Genomic DNA, 21,854 nt, shown 5'->3' with positions numbered 1-21,854 from the left:
AATGGCTAAGAAGTCAAAGATCGCTCGCAACGAGCAGCGCAAGGTCATCGTTGCTCGCTACGCTGAAAAGCGCGAACAGCTCAAGAAGACCCTCATCGACGAAAACGCGTCACCCGAGGAGCGCGAAGCAGCGCGCGTAGGCTTGCAGAAGCTTCCCCGCAACGCTTCACCCGTTCGCGTACGCAACCGTGACCAGATCGACGGTCGTCCCCGTGGTACCTTCCAGAAGTTCGGTATCTCACGTGTTCGCTTCCGTAACATGGCGCACCGCGGCGAGCTTCCCGGCATCACCAAGTCAAGCTGGTAAATTGTGACGTGAGGTTTGCTAAGCTAAAAACCTCACCTCATGTATTACGTCTCAGGAGGGACATCTAATGGCTAAGAACCGTAGCGAACTCGTTGCAGAGGTTGCAGACAAGGCTGGCACCAGCCAGGCAGCAGTAAACGGTGTGCTCGACGCACTGTTCCAGGTTTTCGAGTCTTCAGTTGCTCAGGGCGAAAAGATCACCATCCCCGGTTGGATGGCAATCGAGCGCACTGACCGTGCAGCACGCACCGGCCGCAACCCTCAGACCGGCGAAACCATTCAGATTCCGGCAGGTCACGGCGTTAAGCTGACCGCTGGTTCAAAGCTGAAAGCTGCTGTTTCAAAGAAGTAATTCTTTGAGATTCTAAGCTCTAACGGGGATTCCCTCGTAAAAAGTCGCTTCACCATCGTTGGTGAGGCGACTTTTTTGTTTAAAAGTTGGATCTTATGCGGTGAGCAGACGCTGTAGAATGGTGTGTATCTGTCCTGCGTGATGAACGCATCCAACCCGCTGTAAAGGAGTATCACCGTGGCTGTATCGCGCGTTGTTGCTCTGGTGCGTGGTTGGACGGTTGCTACCTGCGCGACCATGCTGGGTGCTGCCTCGCACGGTCTGGCAGGCGGTGAGCTTCCGCATCCGCTTGTGTGGGCTTTGTGTACTTCGCTGTCTGCGATGGTTAGCGTGTTTATTGCTGGACGCGGGCTAGGACGCCTGCCCTTGGCGCTTGCGGTTGCTGCATCTCAGGGGATTTACCACCTGATTTTCTCGGGGCATCACGGCGCTCATCTGAGTTCTGTCGCCGGGGCCGGGCACGCGCATCATGCTGCGGTTCAGCAGCTGAATGTCGTTACCGTTGCTCACGAACCGGCATCATGGGGCATGTGGGCTAGCCACCTTGTGGCAGCCGTTCTCACCTTTGCGGTGCTGAGCCGTGGCGAGCAAGCTCTGATACGTTGCGCGCACCTTGCTAGCGCGTCCATTGAGCGACTGTGGCAGCTTGTTACCGTGCAGCTACGTATACCTGCCAAGGTTATCCGTCTGTGCATCGATTATGCGCCGACATCTCGTCTTTATCTTTTAGTGAAAGCCTGTGGAAGCAGAGGGCCGCCCGTTCCTTGCGGACCTTTTGTAACCCACTCATTTTCAACTCTATAAGGATAAATTGTGATGTCTTCACAGACTAAACCCCGTAACATCTTGCTTGCTCTTTTCTTCGCTTTTTTCGCATTGCTGGGCATGAGCCCTGCACAGGCACACGACGAGCTGGTGTCATCCGATCCGGCTGCGGACGCGTCATTGCAGAGCACCCCGCAAGAAATCACCCTGACCTACAGTGCAGAGATCATGGAAATCGGTAACGAAGTTCGTGTGACGAACTCAGCCGGTGACGTGGTAAGCGACGGCGACGCGAAAACTGAAGGACGCGACGTCGTTCAGAACATTAAGTCGAGTGACGCAACCGATGAGACCTACACGGTGACCTGGCGCGTCGTTTCATCTGACGGTCACCCCATTCAGGGCGAGTACAAGTTCACTGTTGGTAACGGTGCACAGGCAGGTTCCTCAGCGCAGCCCTCAGAAACTGCAGCACCTGCCGAAGCAGCATCCGAAAACGCGGATGCGAAGACCGGCTTCACCCCGCTGAACATCGGCATCTTCGCGGTAGCAGCACTTGCTGTTCTGGGCGTGCTGGCAACCGTCTTGGCTAAGAACCGCAAGCGTTAAACACAACATTTTTCATAAAAGGAACACACTCTTGAAAACTTCATCTTTGCGTGCCTTCATGGCGGTAGCGTCCCTGTCTGTTCTTGCCCTGAGCGGTTGCTCGGCGGCGGACCAATCCACTAACGCAGGGGATTCTAGCGCTTCTGTCAGCGCCTCATCTGAAGGCGCGTTGAGCATTTCTCAGCCGTGGATTAAAGCCGCAGACAACGGTATGACGGCGGCATTTGGCACTGTCACCAACAATAGCGACCAGCCGGTTAAAATCACCGGCGCCACCACCGATATCTCTGACGACGTGCAGTTGCACGTGACTGAAATTGATCCCAATACGGGCACCTCGCAGATGAAAGAAGCAACAGACGGCTTCACCATCGAACCCGGTGCCAGCCACGAACTGGCGCCCGGTGGCGACCACATTATGCTCATGAACGTAGGATGCTCGCTGAAAACCGGCAACAATGCTGAGATTACCGTGAAGCTCGAGGACGGCTCATCGCAGACTTTCACTTTTGAGGTGCGCGATTACCAGGGCGCTCAAGAGAAATACGCCCCCGGTGAGAGTGCATCGGCTACTGCATCGGAGTCAGCTGAACACAGTGACCAGGAGATGGGCGATATGGAGAACATGGATCATTCATCCATGGACCACTCTGCGATGTCGCATTCAGCTTCTGCCAGCGAGTCAGCACTGCCCGAGTGCCACTCTCACTAAGGTGTGAATGAGATGAGTGATTCTCGGCAGGCGCACGATACACAAAAGCTACCCGACGACAGCTCTTTACCCCGGGTAACACCAGCAGCGGGGGAGCAAACCCCCACTGGCTGGAGTAGACGGACCGCCATCGCGGCGGGTCTAGGAGCTGGTGCAGGAGTAGTTGCCGGCGCGGGGTCAGCGTACGCCTACGCGTCCTCCCAATCCCCTGAATATACGCCGAATCTTTCGACCGCCACGGTGGGATTTTACGGCGATAAGCAGGCTGGAATTGACACACCGCCACCGGCATACGGGCAATTTATTGCTTTTGACTTAGCGGAAAATACCACTAAGGACGCTGTCGCACGCCTGCTGAGAATCCTCACCCAAGACGCTACCCAGCTCACTGCCGGTCAAGCGCCTATCGTGGACCAAGAACCCGAGTTAGCGGCTGTGCCAGCTAACCTGACGGTTACTGTCGGCTTTGGTGAACGCATCTTCGACATTGTGGCGCCGGAGAAAAAACCTGACTGGCTGAAACCGCTTCCCGCCTTCAAACAGATCGACAGGCTAGACGATGCGTGGAACGACGGTGATCTTTTACTTCAGCTGTGTGCCGATGACCGCGTGACGCTCGCACACGCGCAGCGTGCCCTGCTTAAAGGTCTGCGCTCGTTCGGCTCTATCCGCTGGGTGCAAGAAGGCTTTCGACGCTCGTACGGTAGCGAGAACCCGGGAGAAACCACCCGTAACCTGTTCGGCCAGATTGATGGGACAATCAACCCCACCAGCGCTGATGACACCATGAACCAGTATGTGTGGGGCCAGAATCTTGAAGGCGTGCAGGCATGGGAGCCGGGCGGTACATCGTTAGTGATTCGACGCATCCACATGAACATGGACACCTGGGATTTATCGGACAGACCAGCACGCGAGGACGCTGTGGGGCGCAAGCTCTCAAACGGTGCACCACTCACGGGCACCAACGAGCACGACGTTGCCGACCTTGGCGCCACCAACGAGCTGGGCCTTACCGTTATCGCACCCTACGCCCATATTCGCCGTGCTGCCCCAGAAAAAGAGGTCGAACGCATCCTGCGCCGCCCCTACAACTATGATTTGCCGGTCAGCCACGCCAGCGGCATCTCGCAACACGGGGATATCACCGGCGGTATCTCACAAACGGGCCTGATTTTCTGCTCATACCAAGCGGATCCCATCCAGCAGTTTGTGCCCATTCAGCAACGCCTTGCGGAGTTAGATATGCTCAATACATGGACTACTCCTATTGGCTCAGCTGTCTTTGCCATCCCCGCCGGATGCCGTGAAGACCAGTTCATCGGCCAAGCGCTTTTTAGCTAACATCACCACCACAAGGAACACGCATGAGTACATCAGTAGCACCTGCTAAAACACTGTCACCGCTGTGGGTGTGGTCGTTTCCGCTTGCCGCACTTGTATTCTTAGCGGTTTCTTTTGTGGTGACCGGCGCGAACGCTGGCACCGAACTAGCCGATGCCGGCCCGGTAGTGCGCTGGCTGCTGCCGATTGCAGAAATCATTGAGAACTTTGCGATGGCGACAGTCATCGGTTCGCTGGTTTTTGCTATCGGCATTGTGCCGCGCTTTGCCGATGACACCCGCCGACGCGCATCCTACAACATGGCTCACGCCTACAACAAAGAGCAACGCCTCAAGAACATCGGCCGCGACGAATACCCAGGTTTCACGCGGCTGATGACTCTAGCCTCGGCAGCATCCGTGGTGTGGACGCTTGCGGCAATCGCCCAGCTCGTGCTCTCGTACGCTGAAATTTCAGGACGCGGCGTCAGCACCTCTAATTCTTACACCGACGAGCTCGTCAGCTATATCACCACCATTACCGCAGGTCAGGCGCAGGCAACCACCGTCATTGTTGCGGCGGTTGTCTCTACCCTGACCTTTGCGGTGCGCTCGCTGACAGGCCTGCTAGTGACTTGCGGATTGTCCCTACTGGGCATCGTGACGCTGGCGCTGACCGGTCACTCATCAGGCGGCGACGACCACATGGCGGCGGTCAACTCGCTGGGCCTGCACGTTTTGGGTGTGAGCCTGTGGTGCGGTGGGCTGATTGCGCTGGCGTTTATTGCTCGCAGTATCTCCGGTAAGGACGCTGGCACCGGCACCGTCGCCGAAAGCGCGCGCGGTGAAAAAACCGCATCCTCACGCCGTGCACCGATGGCCGTCGCGGTTCTCAAACGCTACTCAATGGTTGCTCTGTTCAGCTTTGTGCTGGTAACAATTTCGGGCATTATCAACGGTGATTTGCGCATGTACTCGTGGGCTAACCTTGCCACTGCTTACGGCACCCTGCTGATTCTTAAGCTCGCCCTTACCCTGGTGTTGGGTGCGATTGGTGCAACTCATCGTCTGCGTCTGATTCCGCAGATGGAAACCGGGAAGGTTTCTGGTCTCGCCGGCGTTTGGCAGGCAATTATCGCGGAGCTAATCATTATGGGTGGCGTGATGGGCTTAGCTGTTTCGCTCTCGCGCACCGCTCCACCTAAGCCCGAAGAATTGCCGGTGGACGCGTCTCCGGTACGCATCATCACCGACTACGAAATGCCGCCGGAGCCGCACGTTGCAGAATGGTTCACCCAGTGGCGTATCGACTGGTTCTGGGTAGCTCTCATTATTTTCTTGGCATTTGTTTACCTCTGGGCGTTCGCGCGCGTCAAGCGTGTGGGCGGCACGTGGAGTATCCTGCGCACCGCGTCATGGCTGGTGGGGCTCTTCCTGCTGCACTTTGTGACCTCGGGATCGCTGGCGGTCTACTCGCAGGTGCTGTTCTCAGCGCACATGGTGGAGCACATGTCGTTGACCATGATTATCCCGACCTTCCTAGTCATGGGCGCACCGATTACGCTGCTACTTCGCGCACTTGAACCGCGCCAGGACGGCACCCGCGGACCTCGTGAATGGATTTTGCGTCTTGTACATTCCACCTGGTCAAAGGTTATTACTAACCCGATTTTCGCCGGTATGAACTTCGCGGGATCTCTGATCATCATGTACTTCACCCCGCTGTTTGGCATCTCAATGCGCTACCACGTGGGCCACGAATTCATGCTGATTCACTTCTTGCTCACCGGCTACCTCTTTGTGCTGGTCCTCATCGGCATTGACCCTATCCCGCACCGTCCTGCGTACCCCATGCGTTTAGTTCTGCTGATTGTGACGCTGGGTTATCACGCCTTTGTGGGCATTGCGATTATGCACGGCAAGGCACTGCTACTGGCGTCCTGGTTCGGTAATCTCGGACGCACGTGGGGCGGCACCGCGCTGGAAGACCAGCAACTGGGCGGCGCGATTATGTGGGGCATGGGTGAAATTCCCACCATGGTGGTCGCAATTATTGTTGCTATCCAGTGGGCAGCGGCGGATAAGAAACTGTCCAAGCGTCTGGACCGTCAGGCAGATCGCGATGGCGATGCTGAACTGAACGCCTACAACGAGATGTTCGCGCAGTACGCTGAACGGGATGAGCGTCGATAGGTTTTAGACGCACGCGAGGGGTCAGGTATCGTTCAAAGAACCCTAGTTTTTGAACGGTACCTGACCCCTCGCGGATAGCGGCTGGGGCTTAGCGGTGCCTCAGCACTCCCACCAGCGCGACGACGGCAGCCACACCCGTTGAGATCAGCACTTCTTGGCGGTGGGTCTCGGTGACGCCCATGAAAATCAAGAGTCCCACCAAGAACACAATGAGCGCCCAGTTAATGTACGGGTAGGTGCGTACGCGCAAAACCTCACCGGCATCCTGTTCTGACAGCGGGTGGATGCGACGGCTACGCAGGTGCGACACCGCGATAATGAGCCACACAAAAATACCGACCGCACCGGTGGTATTGACCAAGAATGAGAAAACCTGCTCCGGCATGAAGTAGTTCAACATGGTGGCGGCAAGACCAACGACAGCGGTGGCTAACACAGCCACGCGGGGCGATCCCGCCCGCGAGACGGCGCTGAAGGAGGCAGGCGCGTCCTTGATCAGCGACATCGAATACACCATGCGCGACGATGAATAGATGGAGGCGTTCAGACAAGACAGCAGCGCGGTGAGTACCACGATGCTCATAACCGTCGAAACGTAGGGGATATGTAGCGACTGCAACATGGTGACAAAGGGGGAGATTCCGGGGGTAATGGACGTCCACGGCACGACGGTAATCGTAATGGCTACAGCTCCCACAAAGAAGAGTAGGATGCGGAAAACCACGGAGTTCACGGCTTTGATTACCGCTTCGCGGGGGTTCTCAGACTCACCGGCGGCGATGGTTGCTATTTCCGCGCCAAACATGGAGAAAATAACTGCCAGCAGAGCGGTGAAGACGCCACCGATACCGTGGGCAAAGAATCCGCCTCCTACGGTGAGGTTGGTGAAGGACGCGTGTGTGACGGGAAAACCGCCTGCTAGGGCAACGACGCCGATGATCATGACGGTCGAAATCGCGGCAATTTTGATGGATGAGAACCAGAATTCGGCTTCACCGTAGGACTTCACGGACAAAAGATTAGCGGCCCCAAAAAATACCATGAGGGCGGCTGCAACCACCCACTGAGAGAGGCCTGGCAACCAGCCGGTGATAATGACGGCGGCGGCGGTTGCCTCGATAGCGGCAGTGACCGCCCAAAACCACCAGTACAACCAGCCAACTGTGAATCCAGCCCACGGCGCGATGTAGCGGTAGGCGTAGGTAGAAAATGAGCCCGTTTCGGGTGATAGGGAGGCGAGCTCGCCGAGCATACGCATCACCACAAAGAGAACAAGACCGGCAATAAGATAGGTCAAAATCACCGCGGGGCCAGCAGTTGCGATAGCCGTTGATGAGCCCACCAGCAGACCAGCACCGATTGCACCGCCCATAGCGATCATTGAGAGATGACGAGCCTTCAGCGTTTTCTTCAGCTGAGGCTCAGTGTTCTGCGCTGAAACTGCAGAACGCGATTGAGTATCAATCACTACGCGACCTTTCATTGAAAGTGCATGTTTTACCGTCGACGGCTGTGTTGCCACTGCACGATAAGAACTCATTAATCTTTGAAATAATTCCTACGAAATATTACGCCTAAAAGTCACGAAGTCTTCACTTATCGCCCACATCGAAACAAACGGGCTTGCAGAAGCACGAATTGTTAGTCTGGGTTGGAATCCTCAGCCCTACACAGGGTAGACCTTACAGCAGAAAGTTCTTACTTCATGTCTTACGAAACCTCAGCCGAGAATATCCGTCAGACTGCTCGCGTGCGCGCGTCCGAACTTGTTGGACGCGGCTGGCTCAACACCGGTGATGCGCAGCTGAGCTTGGAGAAACTCCGCGGCAAAATCGTCATTCTGGATTTTTGGACTTTCTGCTGCATGAACTGCCTGCACGTGCTTGATGAGCTGCGTCCCTTAGAAGAAGAGTTCTCTGATGTTCTGGTGACGGTTGGTGTGCACTCGCCTAAGTTTGAGCACGAAGCTGATCGGGATGCACTCGCTGCGGCGGTTGATCGCTACGACATTACGCACCCCGTGCTGGATGATCCCAATCTTGAAACGTGGCAGGCGTATACGGCTCGTGCTTGGCCTACCCTGGTGGTTATTGACCCTGAGGGCTACATTGTCGCGCATCTTTCGGGGGAGGGGCACGTTCAGGGTCTGGTCTCATTGGTACGAGAGCTCGTTGAAGAACATGATGCCAAGGGCACCTTGCACCGCGGCAACGGACCGTACGTGCCGCGTCCTAAGCCCGAGGGAACCTTCGCTTTCCCCGGTAAAGCACTGGAGCTACCAGTAGAATTTGGTGGCGGGGCAACGACATATTTGGTGACTGATACCGCGCGTCATCGTCTGGTGCAGGTTCAAGAAGACCTTGAAACCGCGGTGACAACGTTTGGCTCCGGTACTAAAGGCTACAGCGATGGCACCGCTGAAACTGCTCAGTTTAACGAGCCTCAGGGGCTTGCACTATTGCCGGCAGAGCTACGTGAGAAGCTGGGCTACGACGTCATTATCGCTGATTCTGTGAATCACCGTTTACGCTCCTTGAACCTTGCCACCGGCGACGTAGCAACCGTGGCTGGTAGCGGTGTACAGCGTCTGATTGACGGCGAAAACGCGCGAAATGCCGACCCGAACTTTATTGCTGAGGGTGCTGATCCTCTGAGCGTTGCGCTTTCATCGCCGTGGGACGTTGTCTACTCTCGCCAAACGAACGCCCTTATTATCGCGATGGCTGGAACCCACCAGCTGTTCAGCTTTGACCCTGTGAGCGGACAACTCGCTGTTTTTGCAGGTACCGGCGCTGAAGGTCTCAAGGACGGCGCTGTCGAAGAATCCTGGTTCGCGCAGTCCTCAGGCCTGATTGAGGCAACTGATGGCTCACTGTGGGTAGCTGATTCTGAAACATCCGCGCTGCGCAAAATTACCTTCGCTGAAACCGGCGTGCAGGTGACCAGCCCCGTGGGCATCGGTCTTTTCGACTTCGGCTTTGTCGATGGTTCACGTGAGGACGCCCGTATGCAACACTGCCTGGGACTGGCTCAGCTGCCCGACGGCTCCATTGCGATTGCCGATACCTATAACGGCGCGATTCGCCATTACAGCGAAGAAACCGGGGAGCTTTCAACGCTGGCTCGCGGTCTTGAAGAGCCTTCCGACATCCTGGTAGAAACAACCGATGACGGCGCCCGCTTGATTGTGGTGGAAGCTAACGCGCACCAGCTTACCCGCGTCGCTATTCCCGAGAAGCTACAGCGCGTGGACGAGGGTGCCTCTCAAACTGCTCGCCCGGCAACGCGCCTGCGCGGGGAGAGCTTGGAATTTATTGCTCGGTTTAGCGCGCCCAAGGGACAGAAGCTTGATACTCGCTGGGGCGATCCCACGCAGCTCAAGATTTCATCAACACCAGAGAACTTTATTGTCGAGGGCGCTGGAACAAGCCAGGGGCTGACGCGTTCGCTGACGCTTAACCCCGAGGTTAAGGACGCGGTACTGCACATTACTGCGCGAGCTGCGGCGTGCGATGGCGAGCCTGGCGGCGAGATTCCTGACCATGCAGCCTGCCACCTGTACCAGCAGGACTGGGGCATTCCCGTAGTTGTCACTGGTGATGACAGTGATGAGTCTGAGCTGGTGCTGGATTTGCGCGGGGTTAATTAATTCCGAGAAACATCAAGAACATAAATCTAGCCCGGGCGGTCAGGGACTTGCAGAACAGTCGGGCTAGATTTTTATCGGTTAAGAGATTTTCGGTGTAACCGTTACCGTATCGCCGTCAACATCAAGGTCAGCCTTATAGGTGAACGGCACGTCCTTCTCGACCTTTGACGTTTTGCCCGTGTACAAATCAATCTGAGTGAACGAAACATGGGCTGTACCCGCAGAATCCTTATACGCCCAGGTTCCCTTCTTGCTCGCGCTCACCTGTGTTTCGGGGTACTTCTTGACGCTCCACGTGACATCCCCATTCACGCGCCCCGCAAACGGGTACTCAAATGGACAACCCGCCGGGTAAAGAGTGTTCTGCGTAATGCACGCATCAAGATGCTGCTGAACACTGCTGGTAATACTGTTCGTAGCTGCCTCAGATGCCTTAAGCGAGAGCTTCAGCTTCTTCTTCTGGTCATCAGCATTCAGGACGCTCGTGTGCTGCGGTTGCGCGCTAAAGAGCGCCGACTCGTAGGCGCTGGTGTAGGTTCCCGGGTAAAACACCGCGAAATCACGGTCGCCGGCAGGCACCGACACCTTAGTGTTATTCAAGGTCGCACCGGTAACTCCCGGTGCGGTGACCTCAACAATGGGCAGTTCGGAATCGTCCATTGCCCACACATCAAAAACACCCCAGTGCGAACCCACCTTATGCAAAGGAAAATCGGTGCTCTGCGCTTCTCCATCAAGCGTGTAGCTGGCTCTCACCGTGGCGTGGTCACCATCAATTTCTTCAGTAGATAGCTCTAAATCCTTGAGCGTATCAACGGACGTAGCCAGCGCAGACCCGTCCAGCATCGCAGCTCCGCTCTTCTCAGGCACCGACGCGTTCAAAATACCCAGCGCACGCGAACCATCGCCGTCCTTCAACGCCTGAAAATACGCGCGAACCTCACCCGTCGGGCCGTACACCAGCCGGTTAATGACGTCCAAAGACACCAGAGCAAGCACCACGGCACAGCACATGCCGATAGCCCACCCCGCCAAAACACGGTCAACACTGGAGAATTTGCGCATCCTTTTAATTTAACTCACGTGTGCCCTGTGCGCTTAACTGCGGACGAAATTTACGGATGCCCGCTACAGTGTTATCTATGGCTGAACACGCACACCAGGTTCCAGATAAATACGGCGATGTTACCGCGATCTATCACCCGCGCATGAACTCCTACGGGCGACGCCTGATGGCTGCCTTCCCGCCCATTCTGCTGGCGGCAGGCATCATTGCGTTCATTCTCTACAAGCGTCCGCTGCTTCCGTTCATGATGATTCTCTTGCTCATTCTGGTGGGCACCTTCTTCGCGGTCTACTCGTTCTTGAAGCCCGCTATCGTGGTGCGCACTAATACCCATATTCTGCGCGGCAAAATGTTTGGCTGGCAGGCGGTGCCGCTTGCGAATATTGAACACACTGTTTTCGCTGAGCGCCTCACCCCTAAAAAGGTAGTCAAGCAAGAAGAGCAGGGTGCAAAATTTATCTCTAAAGGCGTGCCAGCCATGTGGGCTATCAATGACAAACGCAAGCGTATTTTGCGTCTTGACGGCCGCATTTGGGACGCGAAAAACCTGCGCACCATTGCCTCTGACATTGCACCGCAGACCACGGTTTACCCCAAAATTAACGTGACGCAAATGGCGAAAGTGTGGCCCGGTCTTGTAACTTTCAATGAGCTACACCCGGGTTGGCGTAGCGCGCTGATCGCGGTAGTAACCGCCATCGTTATTCTGGCAATCGCGCTGGGATTCTTGGTTCCCGATGACGTACTGCGCCAGTACCACCTGATTCCGTAGAACTGGCTTAAGCTCAAAAGTGGCCCCTATTTTCACTGAAAATAGGGGCCACTTTGTGTCTGCGGGAAGTTAAGCTTTTGCCAACACAGCCACGAGGAATGTGGAATCCTCAGCGAACGGGTGCAGCTCCCACGTTGAGAACTTGCCCTGCACCTGTAGACCGGCATGCTCAGCGTCCGCAAAGAAATCATCAAACGAATAACCGCGGCCAGCACCGAAACCCACCACGGCGCGTCCGCCCTCTGCCAAAACAGAAGCAAAGTTAGCAAGGACGCGCGTGCGAGTAGACGGCGCCAAGAACCCAACCACATTGCCGGCGCACACAATCGCATCGAACTGAGCGCTCACATCCAGAACCTCGGGCAGCAGCGTCAAATCGCCCTGCAACCACGTGACATCAGGATTCAAAGCCTGCGACGCCTCAACCAGTGCAGGGTCAATATCAACGCCCGTCACCGTGTGCCCCGCATGCTGCAGATAATCGCCGATGCGCCCGGCGCCAGCGCCAGCATCCAAAATACGCGAGCCGCGTTGGACCATAGCATCAATCATGCGAGCCTCACCCCACAAATCCTGGCCGTTGGCGCGCATGGTCTCAAAACGCTGAATGTACCACTGCGAATGCGAGGGATCCTGCTCAATTTTCAGTTGCCACAGGGACTTATCAACCACTGCTTACTCCTTGTTCTCTTCGATATCGAACTCAAACATGAGATCGCGCATGAACTCTTTGACGCTGCCCGAACCAAACACGGGGCCACCTGCCATGAGGCCGTCAACACCCAATGCGATAGCCATAGGAGTGCCGTTACCGAAGGACGCCTGCGTCGCGTAGCCTTCATCAACAAACACGGTAATGTGAGCGGGCAGATTCATCTGATCAATGAACTCTTCGCTGGCAACGACAGGGTGCACACCGAGCATCGGAAGTTTCTCGTGCCAGGTGGGAATCTGCTCAATAACATCAATACACGGGCCGCAGGTAGGGGAGACCCACAGCAGGAGGCGTGCCTGCGAACTCGCTAGCTCGCGCAGGTTATGCACGCTACCACTGCGCGTTTTCAAAGCTCCAAAAGGAATAGGCAGGCGAACGTAATCGTCGAGTTCTTGCGCCTCATCGAGCACAGCGCCTGTGGCACCGTTGGAATCTTCAACATCGGCGGTGCTACCCGCGTTTGCTGTAGAAGGCGTAGAAGTCGCGGACGCGGCAACGCGGGATGAACCAACAGCTGAAGAAGTCTGAGCCGCGGTAGCGGGAGAAGCATCGGCACGGTGAATAAACCACAGTGTAGCCACCGCGAGTGCCGCGCCCAGCAGCCAGAACCAGTCACGGGCGTCAAGAGCGAAGAACAGGGCCAACGCGGGTACGTCGAATGCCAGAGCACCCGCCACCGTCACCACAGCTGCCAATACCAGGGCAGTATTGCGAGCCAGCGTCCACCGCGAAATAGGTGCCGTAGAAGCTCCACCAAAACAGTTACAGCTGGCATCATTACCAGACATCAACGCACGGGCGATAACCACCCAATAAAAAACAAAAAGAACCAGCGTAACAACAGCGGCGAGAACCTGAAAAATACCGGGCAAAATCAGCAAAGAGACGCCGAGAGCGATCTCTGCCCAGGGCAAGATCTTCGCGGCAGTCTTCACGCGAATCGGCAACCACTTATCAATTTTCAGATTAAAAATAGCGGTTGCTGTCGGCACATAATCACGTGCCTTAGCAACGCCACTTACCAGCAACGTCACGCTACAAATGAGCGAAACAATAAGGAGGGGGGACACAAAACTACCAATCGCACAAACAATGAAATCTTCTTTTAGTCTATCGCTGAGACACATCTGCGCGCTTTAGAATTTGTGGATGGTCACTTTCACACGCACCGAAGTTCAGGACGCCCTTGCCCACCGTTTTTTGAGGTACTCAGCCATCAGTAGCCAAAGCGACGCGTCCGCCAGCGGTATTCCGACCAGTCCCGGCCAGTGGGAGCTCGCCCGGTTACTGCGTGATGAATTGACTGAAGCCGGCGCATCGGATGTACACCTGAGCGAAACGTGCGTGCTGACCGCTCTCATTCCCTCGAATCTGCCTGAGGGGCAAAAAGCCCCCGCCCTTGGTTTTTGCACGCACCTCGATACAGTAGACGTCAGTCTCTCGCCGGACGTGCATGCACGGGTTATTGGTTAAACCGGCGGAGACATCTGCCTGAACTAGACACGCGATATATGGTTGCGAGAAAGCGAGCACCCCGCCATTGCGCGCTATGTGGGCGACCGCATCCTAGTAACCGACGGAACCAGTGTGCTCGGCGCCGATGACAAAGCCGGAGTGGCCTCTGTCATGGAAGCTGCTGTGCGCCTGCTGGCCGCCGACGCTGCCGACCCCGATGAAGCAGAACCCCACGGCGATATCTACCTCTCCTTTGTGCCCGATGAAGAAATCGGCCTGCTCGGCGTGCGCACTATGGACCTCGCGCGTTTTCCCGTGGACTACGCCTTCACTCTCGACTTCTGCGAACTGGGTGAAATCGTTGAGGCAACTTTCAACGCGGGCCACGCGCATATTGCGATCCAGGGTATGACGGCGCATCCGATGAACGCCAAGAATATTTTGGTCAACCCCATCTTGCTGGCATACGACTTCGTGGTACAACTAGACCGCAACCAGACGCCCGAGCGCACCGAAGGACGCGAAGGCTACCTGCGGGTGAACGGCATGACGGGTAACCCGTCGACAGCAACTATCGATATCAGCATCCGCGATCACAACCGTGCGGGGTAGGAGCGCAAAAAGCAGTATCTTCTTGAGAGCGCGATGCGACTTCAAGAAGAGAATCCGCGTGCGCAGGTAAATATTGATATCAGCGATATTTACAGCAACATTGAGGATGCGAAAACTAATGAGAATGTCGTGGCAACTCAGCGGTTGCGCGATGCTTTTGCCGAGCTAGAGATTGAGCCAATTGACCTTTCCATGCGCGGCGGTACCGACGGCTCGTGGCTTTCAAGCCAGGGAATCTTTACCCCGAACTTCTTTACCGGTGCGCATAACTTTCACTCAAACTGTGAGTTCTTGCCGCTGAGCTCTTTTGAAAAGAGCTATCAGGTAGTGAGGGCATTGATGAGTTATCAGGATGGCGAATAGCCTCATCATTTTAAGAGTGCTCAATTTTTGAGTTTTTCATTCTTTCTATCATTATGTGGGTTGCGTGAATGAAGGCTAAAAAATGGGTGTATAGTTTTATTCTGAATTTTAGGTTTTAAAATTCTTAATTCGGTTTGGTTGACTCAGCAATTTACAGTAAATCCACTATTGAGAAGCCTGTGGGGAGGGGCTTGCGTGGTGATTGCTGTAAAAATGTGGATTTATTACCGAACAGTATTTTCATTGTATGGGGATAAATGAATAATCAATCAAAGGTGAGCCGACGCCACCTTGCTCGCGGTGTAGCGTAGGCAGCTCCTGTGGTAATCGCTACCGCAGCAACACCCGTGTATGCGGCATCTACTATTTTTGCGACTCTGACGTCATCCACGTATTTCTTGCGAGAGTCTGTGAGCGCTTGTAGCTATCACGACCGCGTGTATATCCAAGAGCTCACATCACAGAACTCTTACCTGACCGTTAACAACCTCAAATCCACCTATAAGCTCTCAAATTTAGCTACGCACGTCTGGCTGCCGGTAGCGAAGGGAACAACTTTCTCTCGTGTAACGGGCGGTTCAACCTGCTGGTCTGTTCCCACAGCTACCGGTGCTTCCCAAGTGCGCAACGGCTACACTTTCTACGAATACGTCACCACTTACACCTGCGCAATTATCTTCACTGGAACTAGCTGGACGATGCCCAGCACCAGCTTCATGAACTTTGTCTCCTCGTGTCAGCCGGGTGCGCTACCTACTGCCACCTACCACTACACGCAGAACATTACAGTGACATCGGGTGCCGCTAGCAAAGTTATTACCAAGGACAACGGCTGGGCTAACGCTTTCCACTAACTGGTTTTCAACGCATGGCGACGACAGAAAAAGTTTCAGCGAGCTGGCATTGGGGTTGGCATGAATCGGTCTGTGAGCGAAGCGAACCGACCGAGAGGGACTGCTTGCTGAAACTGTTTCTGGCGGAGATGTACACGGCTTCTGTGTACCTGAGGCTACGGTTTTGTGGGCAGAGGCGGATATAACGAGGGGCGCTTTCTATTCGAAGAAAGCGCCTCTCGTTGTGTGTTCTGGCTGATCTTTGTTTTATCGGTCACCAGCTGCGATTGCCTCTGCTTCGTCTGTTGCAGGCAGGTGCGGGCGCGTCACGCGGTGCAGGGTTTGGCGTCCGAGGACCAGCATGACAGCGCTGACGATTAGGCTGAGTGCCGCCAGGATGTAGGGGGACGCTGCGCCAGCGGATGCGGCGAGTGGTCCTGCTACGGCAGGTGCGATGGCGCCGCCGAAGAATCGCACACCTGAGTATGCTGAGCTGGCGATGCTGCGGGGGAGTGCGGTGGCTTCCATGACGGTCTCTGTGAGAGCGGTGTTCATGACGCCTAAGAATAGGCCGCCGCAGATGATAAGCACGATGACGGCGGTAAAGGATGCGTGGAAAACTGCCAGTAGAACCATGAGCACGGTGAGGCCCGCCAGGGTGCTCAAGAGTGTGCGAATTAAGCCGAGCTTTCGGGTGAGCACGGGTGCAACAATCACTGATGTGATGGCAAGTGCTAGGCCCCAGCCGAAGAAAACCCAGCCGATTCCCATGGCGCCAACGTGGATGCCGCGAGCTTTGCCCGCTGCCTCTAGTGGAAAGGGTGAGTATGCGAGCAAGATAAAGAAAGCGAAGTTGTAGAAAATTGAGGTGGCGGACAGGGTTCGTAGAGCGGGGTCTTTGAGTCCGTGAATTGCCGCTAAAGGATGCACCGGCGCTGGTTTTTTCTCGGGCGTGAGCATGCTAAGGATTGCGATGAAACCGATAGCCATGAGGGTTGCTGTGCCGATGAAAGGCGCGCGCCAAGATATGGACCCGAGTAGCCCACCCAAGAGCGGGCCGATGGCCATGCCTACGCCTAGGGCGGTTTCGTAGAGCATGATGGCGCCGGCGCTGGGCCCGGCTGTTGCTCCAACGATGGCCGAGAGGGCTGTTGAGATGAACAGGGCATTGCCTAGTCCCCAGCCGGCGCGGTAGCCAATGATGCCGTTTACTGAACCGGCAGATGCTGCTAGGCCCGCAAATATCACTATGAGTGCGAGGCCTGTAAGAAGCGTCGAGCGGGTTCCGATGCGGCTGGCAACCCAGCTGGTAAAGAGCATGGCGATTGCGGTGATAAAGAGGTAGCTTGTGAACAAAAGCATCGCCTGCGCGGGCGTGGCGTGTAGTTCAACGCTGATGGCAGGGAGAATGGGATCAACAAGGCCGATGCCCATGAACGAGACTGTGGCGGCAAAAGCGATAGCCCACACTGATGTGGGTTGGGTGAATGCTTCTTTGATGCTGGGCGCGCTGTGGTTAGACATGAAAGATAAAGGGCCCTTTCGTCGTGGGGTTGAAGGTGGTTAGTTTTCCTCAGCGATAATTCGTTGCATCAGATTCTGTGCCTCTATGAGGGTTGTGATGTCTTTCTCGCTTAATTCTTGAAGACGCGGTGCTAGCGCGCCATCAAGGGATACGCGCCAGGTAGACAGTGCCTCGCGTCCTTGGTCTGTGAGGTCGAAAAGTACTGACCGTGAGTCTTCGGGGTCTACGGCTCGTTGGAGGAGCCCCTTTTTTTCGAGTCTCTGAAGAAAAATGGTGGCGGTAGGGCGGCTAACCTGCTCTAAGGATGCGATTTCGCGAGGGCGCAACGGGCCGCGCCGGCTGATAGCTGCGATGACGCGCCATGAGACGGATGAGACGCCTACATCGGCGAGTTTTGCGGCGTGGCGCGCAAAGACGCTTGAGGTGAAGACAAGGTCGTGGGGTTGAAAATGATGCGATGAGGTCACACCCCACACTGTAATTTGCAATGCTAACTAAATGCAAATAAAGAGGAAGCCCTGGAAGCCGCAGTAGCAACACAAGGGAAAGAAAAAGGCTCTCGAGCCATCGCTCAAGAGCCTTGCTAGCGAGCGGCTGACGGGAATCGAACCCGCGTATCAGGCTTGGGAAGCGTGCGCTCTACCATTGAGCTACAGCCGCAAACATCTAATATTTTAGGCTTTTTCCTCGCCAAATGGGAAATCCCCTGTAAAGCACCCCCTTGTGTGCGTTAGGTTTAAGGAGTGCTATTTTCAGATCGCGATATCCGCCAAGAAATTGAGAACGAACGCATCCAGCTAGATCCTTTCGACCCGGCAATGATTCAGCCGGCTAGCGTTGACGTGCGTCTTGACCGTTTCTTTAGGCTCTTTGACAACCACAAGTATGCTCACATTGACCCCTCACAAGATCAGTCTGAGCTGACTCGCCTTGTGGAGGTAGCACCCGATGAGCCCTTTATTCTGCACCCTGGCGAGTTCGTGTTGGGCGCAACCTACGAAAAAGTGACGTTGCCCGATAATATTGCTGCTCGCCTTGAAGGCAAATCATCGCTTGGACGCTTGGGACTGCTGACCCACTCCACCGCGGGCTTTATTGACCCCGGCTTTTCTGGCCACGTCACCCTAGAACTTTCCAATATGGCAACCCTGCCCATCATGCTGTGGCCCGGTTCTAAGGTGGGACAGCTGTGCTTCTTCCAGCTCACCAGCGCTACAGAACACCCCTACGGCGACGGTGCATACGGCAACCGTTACCAGGGACAGCGCGGCCCCACCGCGTCCCGAAGCTACCTGAACTTTCACAAAACTGATATCGCGACAGATTCCTAGAGAACGCTAGCAACGCGATGAAGAGGTAATTTTTTATATGACTGTAGGTGTATGCCTGCGCCCAGCAAACGTAAATATCGCTGTTGTTTTGCGGATGAAGAACGCGCAAGAGATTGCGCGTGAAATTGCGCAATCGTGGGAAGCCCTGCACCCTGAGATTATTCAGGATGCTGAGGTGAACCTCGACGATGAGAACACGCGCTACCTTCTGGTTGAAGATACCGAAGAATATGAGCACACCGCTTATCCTCGCGAGGAATACGCAGAATTAGAGCGCCTGCGCTATCGAGAAAAAGATCAGTTTCACGAAAGCCTCGTCACCCAGATTACGGTGATGATGATTCACGGGCTGATCGGTGAGCGTCAGATGTTCCACGCCGCGGCTTTAGGTAATGCTGAGAATAAGCGTGCGGTAGCGTTGATTGCTGAGTCGGGTACGGGCAAGACCACCGCTTCGCATTTTTTGGGGGAGCGGTTTACCTACCTCACCGATGAGACCGTCATCGTAGATGAGGACCGTACGGTCACTCCCTACCTCAAGCCACTGTCGGTGATTACTGACCCGGCGCGTCCTAAGCAGCAGATTTCGCCGGAAAAAATGGGTCTCAACCTGCCAGAGCCTGACGCGCAATTCAAGCTCACTGCCATGGTGATTCTAACGCGCGATAAGAGCGAGGGTTACACTGCTCCTGTGTTGAAGAAGGTGCACTTGGCGGATGCGTTGCTGAAGATTTCTGCACAGACCTCTGGGCTTGGCTTTACCGACCGCGGCGTTGAAAAGCTCATTGATCTGATTGTGGCGTGCGGCGGTGTGTTGCGTTTGGAGTACTCGGAGATTTCAGAGTCTCTGCCGCTGTTGGTCAAACTCTTGAACGAACCAACGCCTACCGAGGCTCGCGAACCTATCGACATTGCCTACGCCGATAACACCAAGCCCGCTCACGGTGAACTGGCGCGTGCTGCTGACACAAGCGGGTACCGCATTGATGACCGTGTTCTGCTCATGCAAGAAACCCAGCTCAGCGAAGTCTCTTTCTTCGCCGGAGATTTGTGGTTTGAGCTGGAAACACCGCGCACCCCGCAGGATTTACACCGTCGTCTTGAAGAGCTATACGAAGAAGAAATCCCTTATGACGCCTTCGAGAAGAACCTGAGCGAACTCATGGGACTGGGCGTTATCGATCAAGGACGCGCGCGGGCCGTTGCAGCGTCCTAGAACAAAAGGCGGAGTCGGGTAAAAACTTACCTGACCCCGCCTTTTAGCGTATTGAGCGATTACTGGGTGACTTCGTTAGAGAACACCACACCGTCATCGGTAAAGTGATCAATCATAGCCAGCGAATACACGTCATAGCCCTGATCGCGGAAAATCTTGCCGCCACCTTGGAATACCTTCTCGATAGCAATGCCAATACCGGCAACTTCAGCGCCACCTTGCTCGCACAGATCAATCAAACCGTGAAGGGCCTGGCCAGCTGCAAGAAAGTCATCGATAATAAGAATCTTGTCATCGGGAGTTACAAAACGCTTATCAACGCGAATGTCATACTCAATCTTCTTGGTGAAAGAAAATACTTTGGAGTGGTAGGTATCGTTCGACAGTGTCTTGGACGAGATTTTCTTAGCGAAAACCATAGGCACACCCAGCTCTAAAGCCGCGGTGAGCGCCATTGAAATGCCCGAGACCTCAAGGGTGAGCACGCGGGTGATGCCCAAATCTTTAAAGTGTTCCGCGAAGTCTTTACCCATAGCCACCATAAGCTCAGGATCAACCTGGTGGTTGACGAACTCATCCACCTTGAGAATATTGCCGGGCAGTATGCGTCCATCACGCCGAATGCGATCTTCAAGCAGTTCCATGGTTATCCTTCTTCACAAGAACAATGTTGAGTAGTAGTGCCACCAGCGTACCTGTTGAAATTCCCGAAGAGAAAATCATTTGAAGCGCGGTGGGCAAATGAGACAGCATTTCGGGGCGAACGGTCACGCCGATGCCAAGAGCGAACGCTACAGAAATAATCAGCAGTTCGCGATCACAAATCTCTACCGTTGAAAGAGTTTTTACTCCCTGAGCAGCAATCAGTCCGAACAGAATAATGCCAGTACCGCCCAAAACGGGGGAGGGCATAATCGAAATGAGTGCGCTGAGCTTAGGGAAAAGTCCCAGCACTACAAGCAGAATGCCGGCTAGCATCATGACGCGGCGGCTAGCTACCTTGGTGAGGGTAATAAGACCGACGTTCTGCGAAAAAGCAGTGTTGGGTCCGGCGCCAAAGACACCGGCAATTGCTGAGCCAACACCGTCAGCTAATACACCGTTGCCAATGCGCTTGCTAGAGACCTCAGCGTGAGAAGCCTGACCAATAGCTATCATGATGCCCACCGTACCGATTGCAGAAACAATGTAAGCGGGCACAAAAGCTAGAGTGGACGCAAGATCAAAGTGGATACCGTAGGTAAACAGGTTAGGTAGCGCGAACCAGGATGCTTGTGCAACAGCGTCGAGGTTGACCATGCCCAGCGGAATGCAAATAAGGTAACCCGCTACCATGCCGAAGAAAACAGCGGATGCTTTAACGATGCCTTTACCAAAGTAGTTGAGCACAAGAGTAATCACTAGAACCAGGCCAGCAACGCCCAAGTTTCGCAGAGAACCATAATCAGCAGCACCTGTGCCACCGGCAGCCCAGTCCATGCCCACCGGCATCAAGGTAATGCCGATCAGCGCAACCACCGTACCGGTAATCAGCGGCGGGAAGAAACGCATGAGAGGTTTGATAAAGCGGCTAAGCACTACTTCAACCAGCGAACCTGCGATGGTCGCGCCCACAATGCCTGCAATGCCGAACTGGCTACCCACGTTAATAGTGGGGTTAACAAAGGTGAAGTCAGTGCCCATCATGCCCGGCACACGTGCACCCACGGGACCAATGCCCTTGGACTGAATGAAGGTAGTGATGCCGGCCGCAAAAATTGTTGCGCTGACCATGAGAGAAGTTTGCGCGACATCGAGATTAAGAGCGTTACAAACTACCAGGGGAACAGCGATGATTCCGGCGAACGCTGCCAAAATATGCTGAAGAGCCAAGAGTACTGAGAGAGCGTACGGGGGCGAATCTTCCATGCCGTAGAGCATTGCATCTGAATCTGGGGCAGAACCTGCCGCTTTTGATCCGCGGGTGAGATCTTTCAAACCGGTATCTTTCGTGAATGAAGGTGATAGTGCTCAATAAAAATAGCTGCCCATCGAGTACGGAGGCAGCTGTACATGCC

General features: G+C 55.0%; 23 protein-coding genes and 1 tRNA gene. 15 read left to right on the top strand and 9 right to left on the bottom strand.

From position 1 onward, the window contains the following. Nucleotide 1: 1 nt before the first annotated feature. The 7 genes from rpsN (at nt 2) to HF984_RS09115 (ending at nt 6,260) form a co-directional block, all read left to right on the top strand. Nucleotides 2-307 carry a 30S ribosomal protein S14 gene (gene rpsN / locus HF984_RS09145; RefSeq protein ID WP_168615366.1) on the top strand — a complete coding sequence of 102 codons (306 nt, stop codon included), beginning with the start codon at nt 2-4 and terminating at the stop codon, nt 305-307. Between the two features lie 67 nt (nt 308-374). Further along, entirely contained in the window at nt 375-659 is a 285-nt protein-coding gene (locus HF984_RS09140; protein ID WP_168615365.1) for an HU family DNA-binding protein, read from the top strand. A gap of 177 nt (nt 660-836) precedes the next feature. Continuing rightward, a complete protein-coding gene (locus HF984_RS09135) occupies nt 837-1,463 on the top strand; it encodes a hypothetical protein (RefSeq protein WP_168615364.1) in 627 nt (208 codons plus the stop codon). A gap of 12 nt (nt 1,464-1,475) precedes the next feature. Beyond that, on the top strand, nt 1,476-2,033 hold the full coding sequence (locus HF984_RS09130; RefSeq protein WP_168615363.1) for a copper resistance CopC family protein: 558 nt from the start codon (nt 1,476-1,478) through the stop codon (nt 2,031-2,033). Nucleotides 2,034-2,064: 31 nt separating this feature from the next. Further along, nucleotides 2,065-2,745, top strand: a complete 681-nt coding sequence (locus HF984_RS09125) for a copper chaperone PCu(A)C (RefSeq protein ID WP_168615362.1) — start codon at nt 2,065-2,067, stop codon at nt 2,743-2,745. A gap of 12 nt (nt 2,746-2,757) precedes the next feature. Then, nucleotides 2,758-4,089 carry a Dyp-type peroxidase gene (locus tag HF984_RS09120; protein ID WP_168615361.1) on the top strand — a complete coding sequence of 444 codons (1,332 nt, stop codon included), beginning with the start codon at nt 2,758-2,760 and terminating at the stop codon, nt 4,087-4,089. A gap of 23 nt (nt 4,090-4,112) precedes the next feature. Beyond that, a complete protein-coding gene (locus HF984_RS09115; protein WP_168615360.1) occupies nt 4,113-6,260 on the top strand; it encodes a bifunctional copper resistance protein CopD/cytochrome c oxidase assembly protein in 2,148 nt (715 codons plus the stop codon). Nucleotides 6,261-6,348: 88 nt separating this feature from the next. On the opposite strand, the gene HF984_RS09110 is transcribed toward HF984_RS09115, so the two are convergent. Continuing rightward, nucleotides 6,349-7,728, bottom strand: coding sequence for an amino acid permease (locus HF984_RS09110; RefSeq protein ID WP_210729681.1), 1,380 nt, complete (start codon nt 7,726-7,728; stop codon nt 6,349-6,351). Nucleotides 7,729-7,965: 237 nt separating this feature from the next. Between HF984_RS09110 and HF984_RS09105 the strand changes: the two genes are divergently transcribed. Further along, the gene (locus HF984_RS09105) at nt 7,966-9,909 is read left to right on the top strand and encodes an NHL domain-containing thioredoxin family protein (protein WP_168615358.1); all 1,944 of its coding nucleotides are present in this window, start codon (nt 7,966-7,968) and stop codon (nt 9,907-9,909) included. Between the two features lie 78 nt (nt 9,910-9,987). Here HF984_RS09105 and HF984_RS09100 read toward each other — a convergent pair whose 3' ends face one another. Then, nucleotides 9,988-10,974, bottom strand: coding sequence for a hypothetical protein (locus HF984_RS09100; protein WP_168615357.1), 987 nt, complete (start codon nt 10,972-10,974; stop codon nt 9,988-9,990). 77 nt (nt 10,975-11,051) lie between these two features. Here HF984_RS09100 and HF984_RS09095 point away from each other — a divergent pair, with 77 nt between their 5' ends. After that, on the top strand, nt 11,052-11,747 hold the full coding sequence (locus tag HF984_RS09095) for a hypothetical protein (protein ID WP_168615356.1): 696 nt from the start codon (nt 11,052-11,054) through the stop codon (nt 11,745-11,747). A 69-nt stretch (nt 11,748-11,816) separates the two neighbouring features. Here HF984_RS09095 and HF984_RS09090 read toward each other — a convergent pair whose 3' ends face one another. Beyond that, on the bottom strand, nt 11,817-12,419 hold the full coding sequence (locus tag HF984_RS09090; protein ID WP_343947678.1) for a class I SAM-dependent methyltransferase: 603 nt from the start codon (nt 12,417-12,419) through the stop codon (nt 11,817-11,819). 3 nt (nt 12,420-12,422) lie between these two features. Beyond that, the gene (locus HF984_RS09085) at nt 12,423-13,532 is read right to left on the bottom strand and encodes a MauE/DoxX family redox-associated membrane protein (RefSeq protein ID WP_168615355.1); all 1,110 of its coding nucleotides are present in this window, start codon (nt 13,530-13,532) and stop codon (nt 12,423-12,425) included. Between the two features lie 79 nt (nt 13,533-13,611). Between HF984_RS09085 and HF984_RS11605 the strand changes: the two genes are divergently transcribed. The 4 genes from HF984_RS11605 to HF984_RS09075 all read left to right on the top strand — a co-directional run bounded on the left by HF984_RS11605 (nt 13,612) and on the right by HF984_RS09075 (nt 15,746). Next, a complete protein-coding gene (locus HF984_RS11605; RefSeq protein ID WP_247596570.1) occupies nt 13,612-13,935 on the top strand; it encodes a zinc-binding metallopeptidase family protein in 324 nt (107 codons plus the stop codon). 42 nt (nt 13,936-13,977) lie between these two features. Beyond that, the gene (locus tag HF984_RS11600; protein WP_247596569.1) at nt 13,978-14,529 is read left to right on the top strand and encodes a peptidase dimerization domain-containing protein; all 552 of its coding nucleotides are present in this window, start codon (nt 13,978-13,980) and stop codon (nt 14,527-14,529) included. Nucleotides 14,530-14,562: 33 nt separating this feature from the next. Continuing rightward, nucleotides 14,563-14,892: a zinc-binding metallopeptidase family protein gene (locus tag HF984_RS11595; protein WP_247596568.1), complete on the top strand. Its 330-nt coding sequence runs from the start codon at nt 14,563-14,565 to the stop codon at nt 14,890-14,892. 320 nt (nt 14,893-15,212) lie between these two features. Continuing rightward, complete coding sequence (locus HF984_RS09075; RefSeq protein ID WP_168615354.1) at nt 15,213-15,746, top strand: hypothetical protein; 534 nt, start codon at nt 15,213-15,215, stop codon at nt 15,744-15,746. Nucleotides 15,747-15,992: 246 nt separating this feature from the next. Here the strand turns inward: HF984_RS09075 and HF984_RS09070 are convergent, their stop codons facing one another. The 3 genes from HF984_RS09070 to HF984_RS09060 all read right to left on the bottom strand — a co-directional run bounded on the left by HF984_RS09070 (nt 15,993) and on the right by HF984_RS09060 (nt 17,910). Next, nucleotides 15,993-17,249 (bottom strand): MFS transporter, encoded by a 1,257-nt coding sequence (locus HF984_RS09070; protein ID WP_168615353.1) that lies wholly within the window; start codon nt 17,247-17,249, stop codon nt 15,993-15,995. Nucleotides 17,250-17,288: 39 nt separating this feature from the next. Continuing rightward, nucleotides 17,289-17,717 (bottom strand): MarR family winged helix-turn-helix transcriptional regulator, encoded by a 429-nt coding sequence (locus tag HF984_RS11765; protein ID WP_168615352.1) that lies wholly within the window; start codon nt 17,715-17,717, stop codon nt 17,289-17,291. A gap of 122 nt (nt 17,718-17,839) precedes the next feature. Next, nucleotides 17,840-17,910: transfer RNA gene (locus HF984_RS09060), tRNA-Gly, on the bottom strand. Between the two features lie 83 nt (nt 17,911-17,993). Here HF984_RS09060 and dcd point away from each other — a divergent pair. After that, nucleotides 17,994-18,581 carry a dCTP deaminase gene (dcd, locus tag HF984_RS09055; RefSeq protein WP_168615351.1) on the top strand — a complete coding sequence of 196 codons (588 nt, stop codon included), beginning with the start codon at nt 17,994-17,996 and terminating at the stop codon, nt 18,579-18,581. A 37-nt stretch (nt 18,582-18,618) separates the two neighbouring features. After that, nucleotides 18,619-19,797: a hypothetical protein gene (locus HF984_RS09050; RefSeq protein WP_168615350.1), complete on the top strand. Its 1,179-nt coding sequence runs from the start codon at nt 18,619-18,621 to the stop codon at nt 19,795-19,797. 59 nt (nt 19,798-19,856) lie between these two features. Here HF984_RS09050 and HF984_RS09045 read toward each other — a convergent pair whose 3' ends face one another. Together HF984_RS09045 and HF984_RS09040 are read right to left on the bottom strand one after the other, a co-directional pair. Then, nucleotides 19,857-20,441 (bottom strand): xanthine phosphoribosyltransferase, encoded by a 585-nt coding sequence (locus tag HF984_RS09045; protein WP_168615349.1) that lies wholly within the window; start codon nt 20,439-20,441, stop codon nt 19,857-19,859. After that, nucleotides 20,428-21,774 carry a nucleobase:cation symporter-2 family protein gene (locus tag HF984_RS09040; RefSeq protein ID WP_210729680.1) on the bottom strand — a complete coding sequence of 449 codons (1,347 nt, stop codon included), beginning with the start codon at nt 21,772-21,774 and terminating at the stop codon, nt 20,428-20,430. The genes HF984_RS09045 and HF984_RS09040 overlap by 14 nt, the downstream gene beginning before the upstream one ends. Between the last annotated feature and the right edge of the window lie 80 nt (nt 21,775-21,854).

Source organism: Rothia terrae, from assembly GCF_012396615.1.
Classification (GTDB): domain Bacteria; phylum Actinomycetota; class Actinomycetes; order Actinomycetales; family Micrococcaceae; genus Rothia; species Rothia terrae.
The sequence above is the reverse complement of the archived record's forward strand: the minus strand, read 5'-3'. Positions and strand labels throughout refer to the sequence as shown.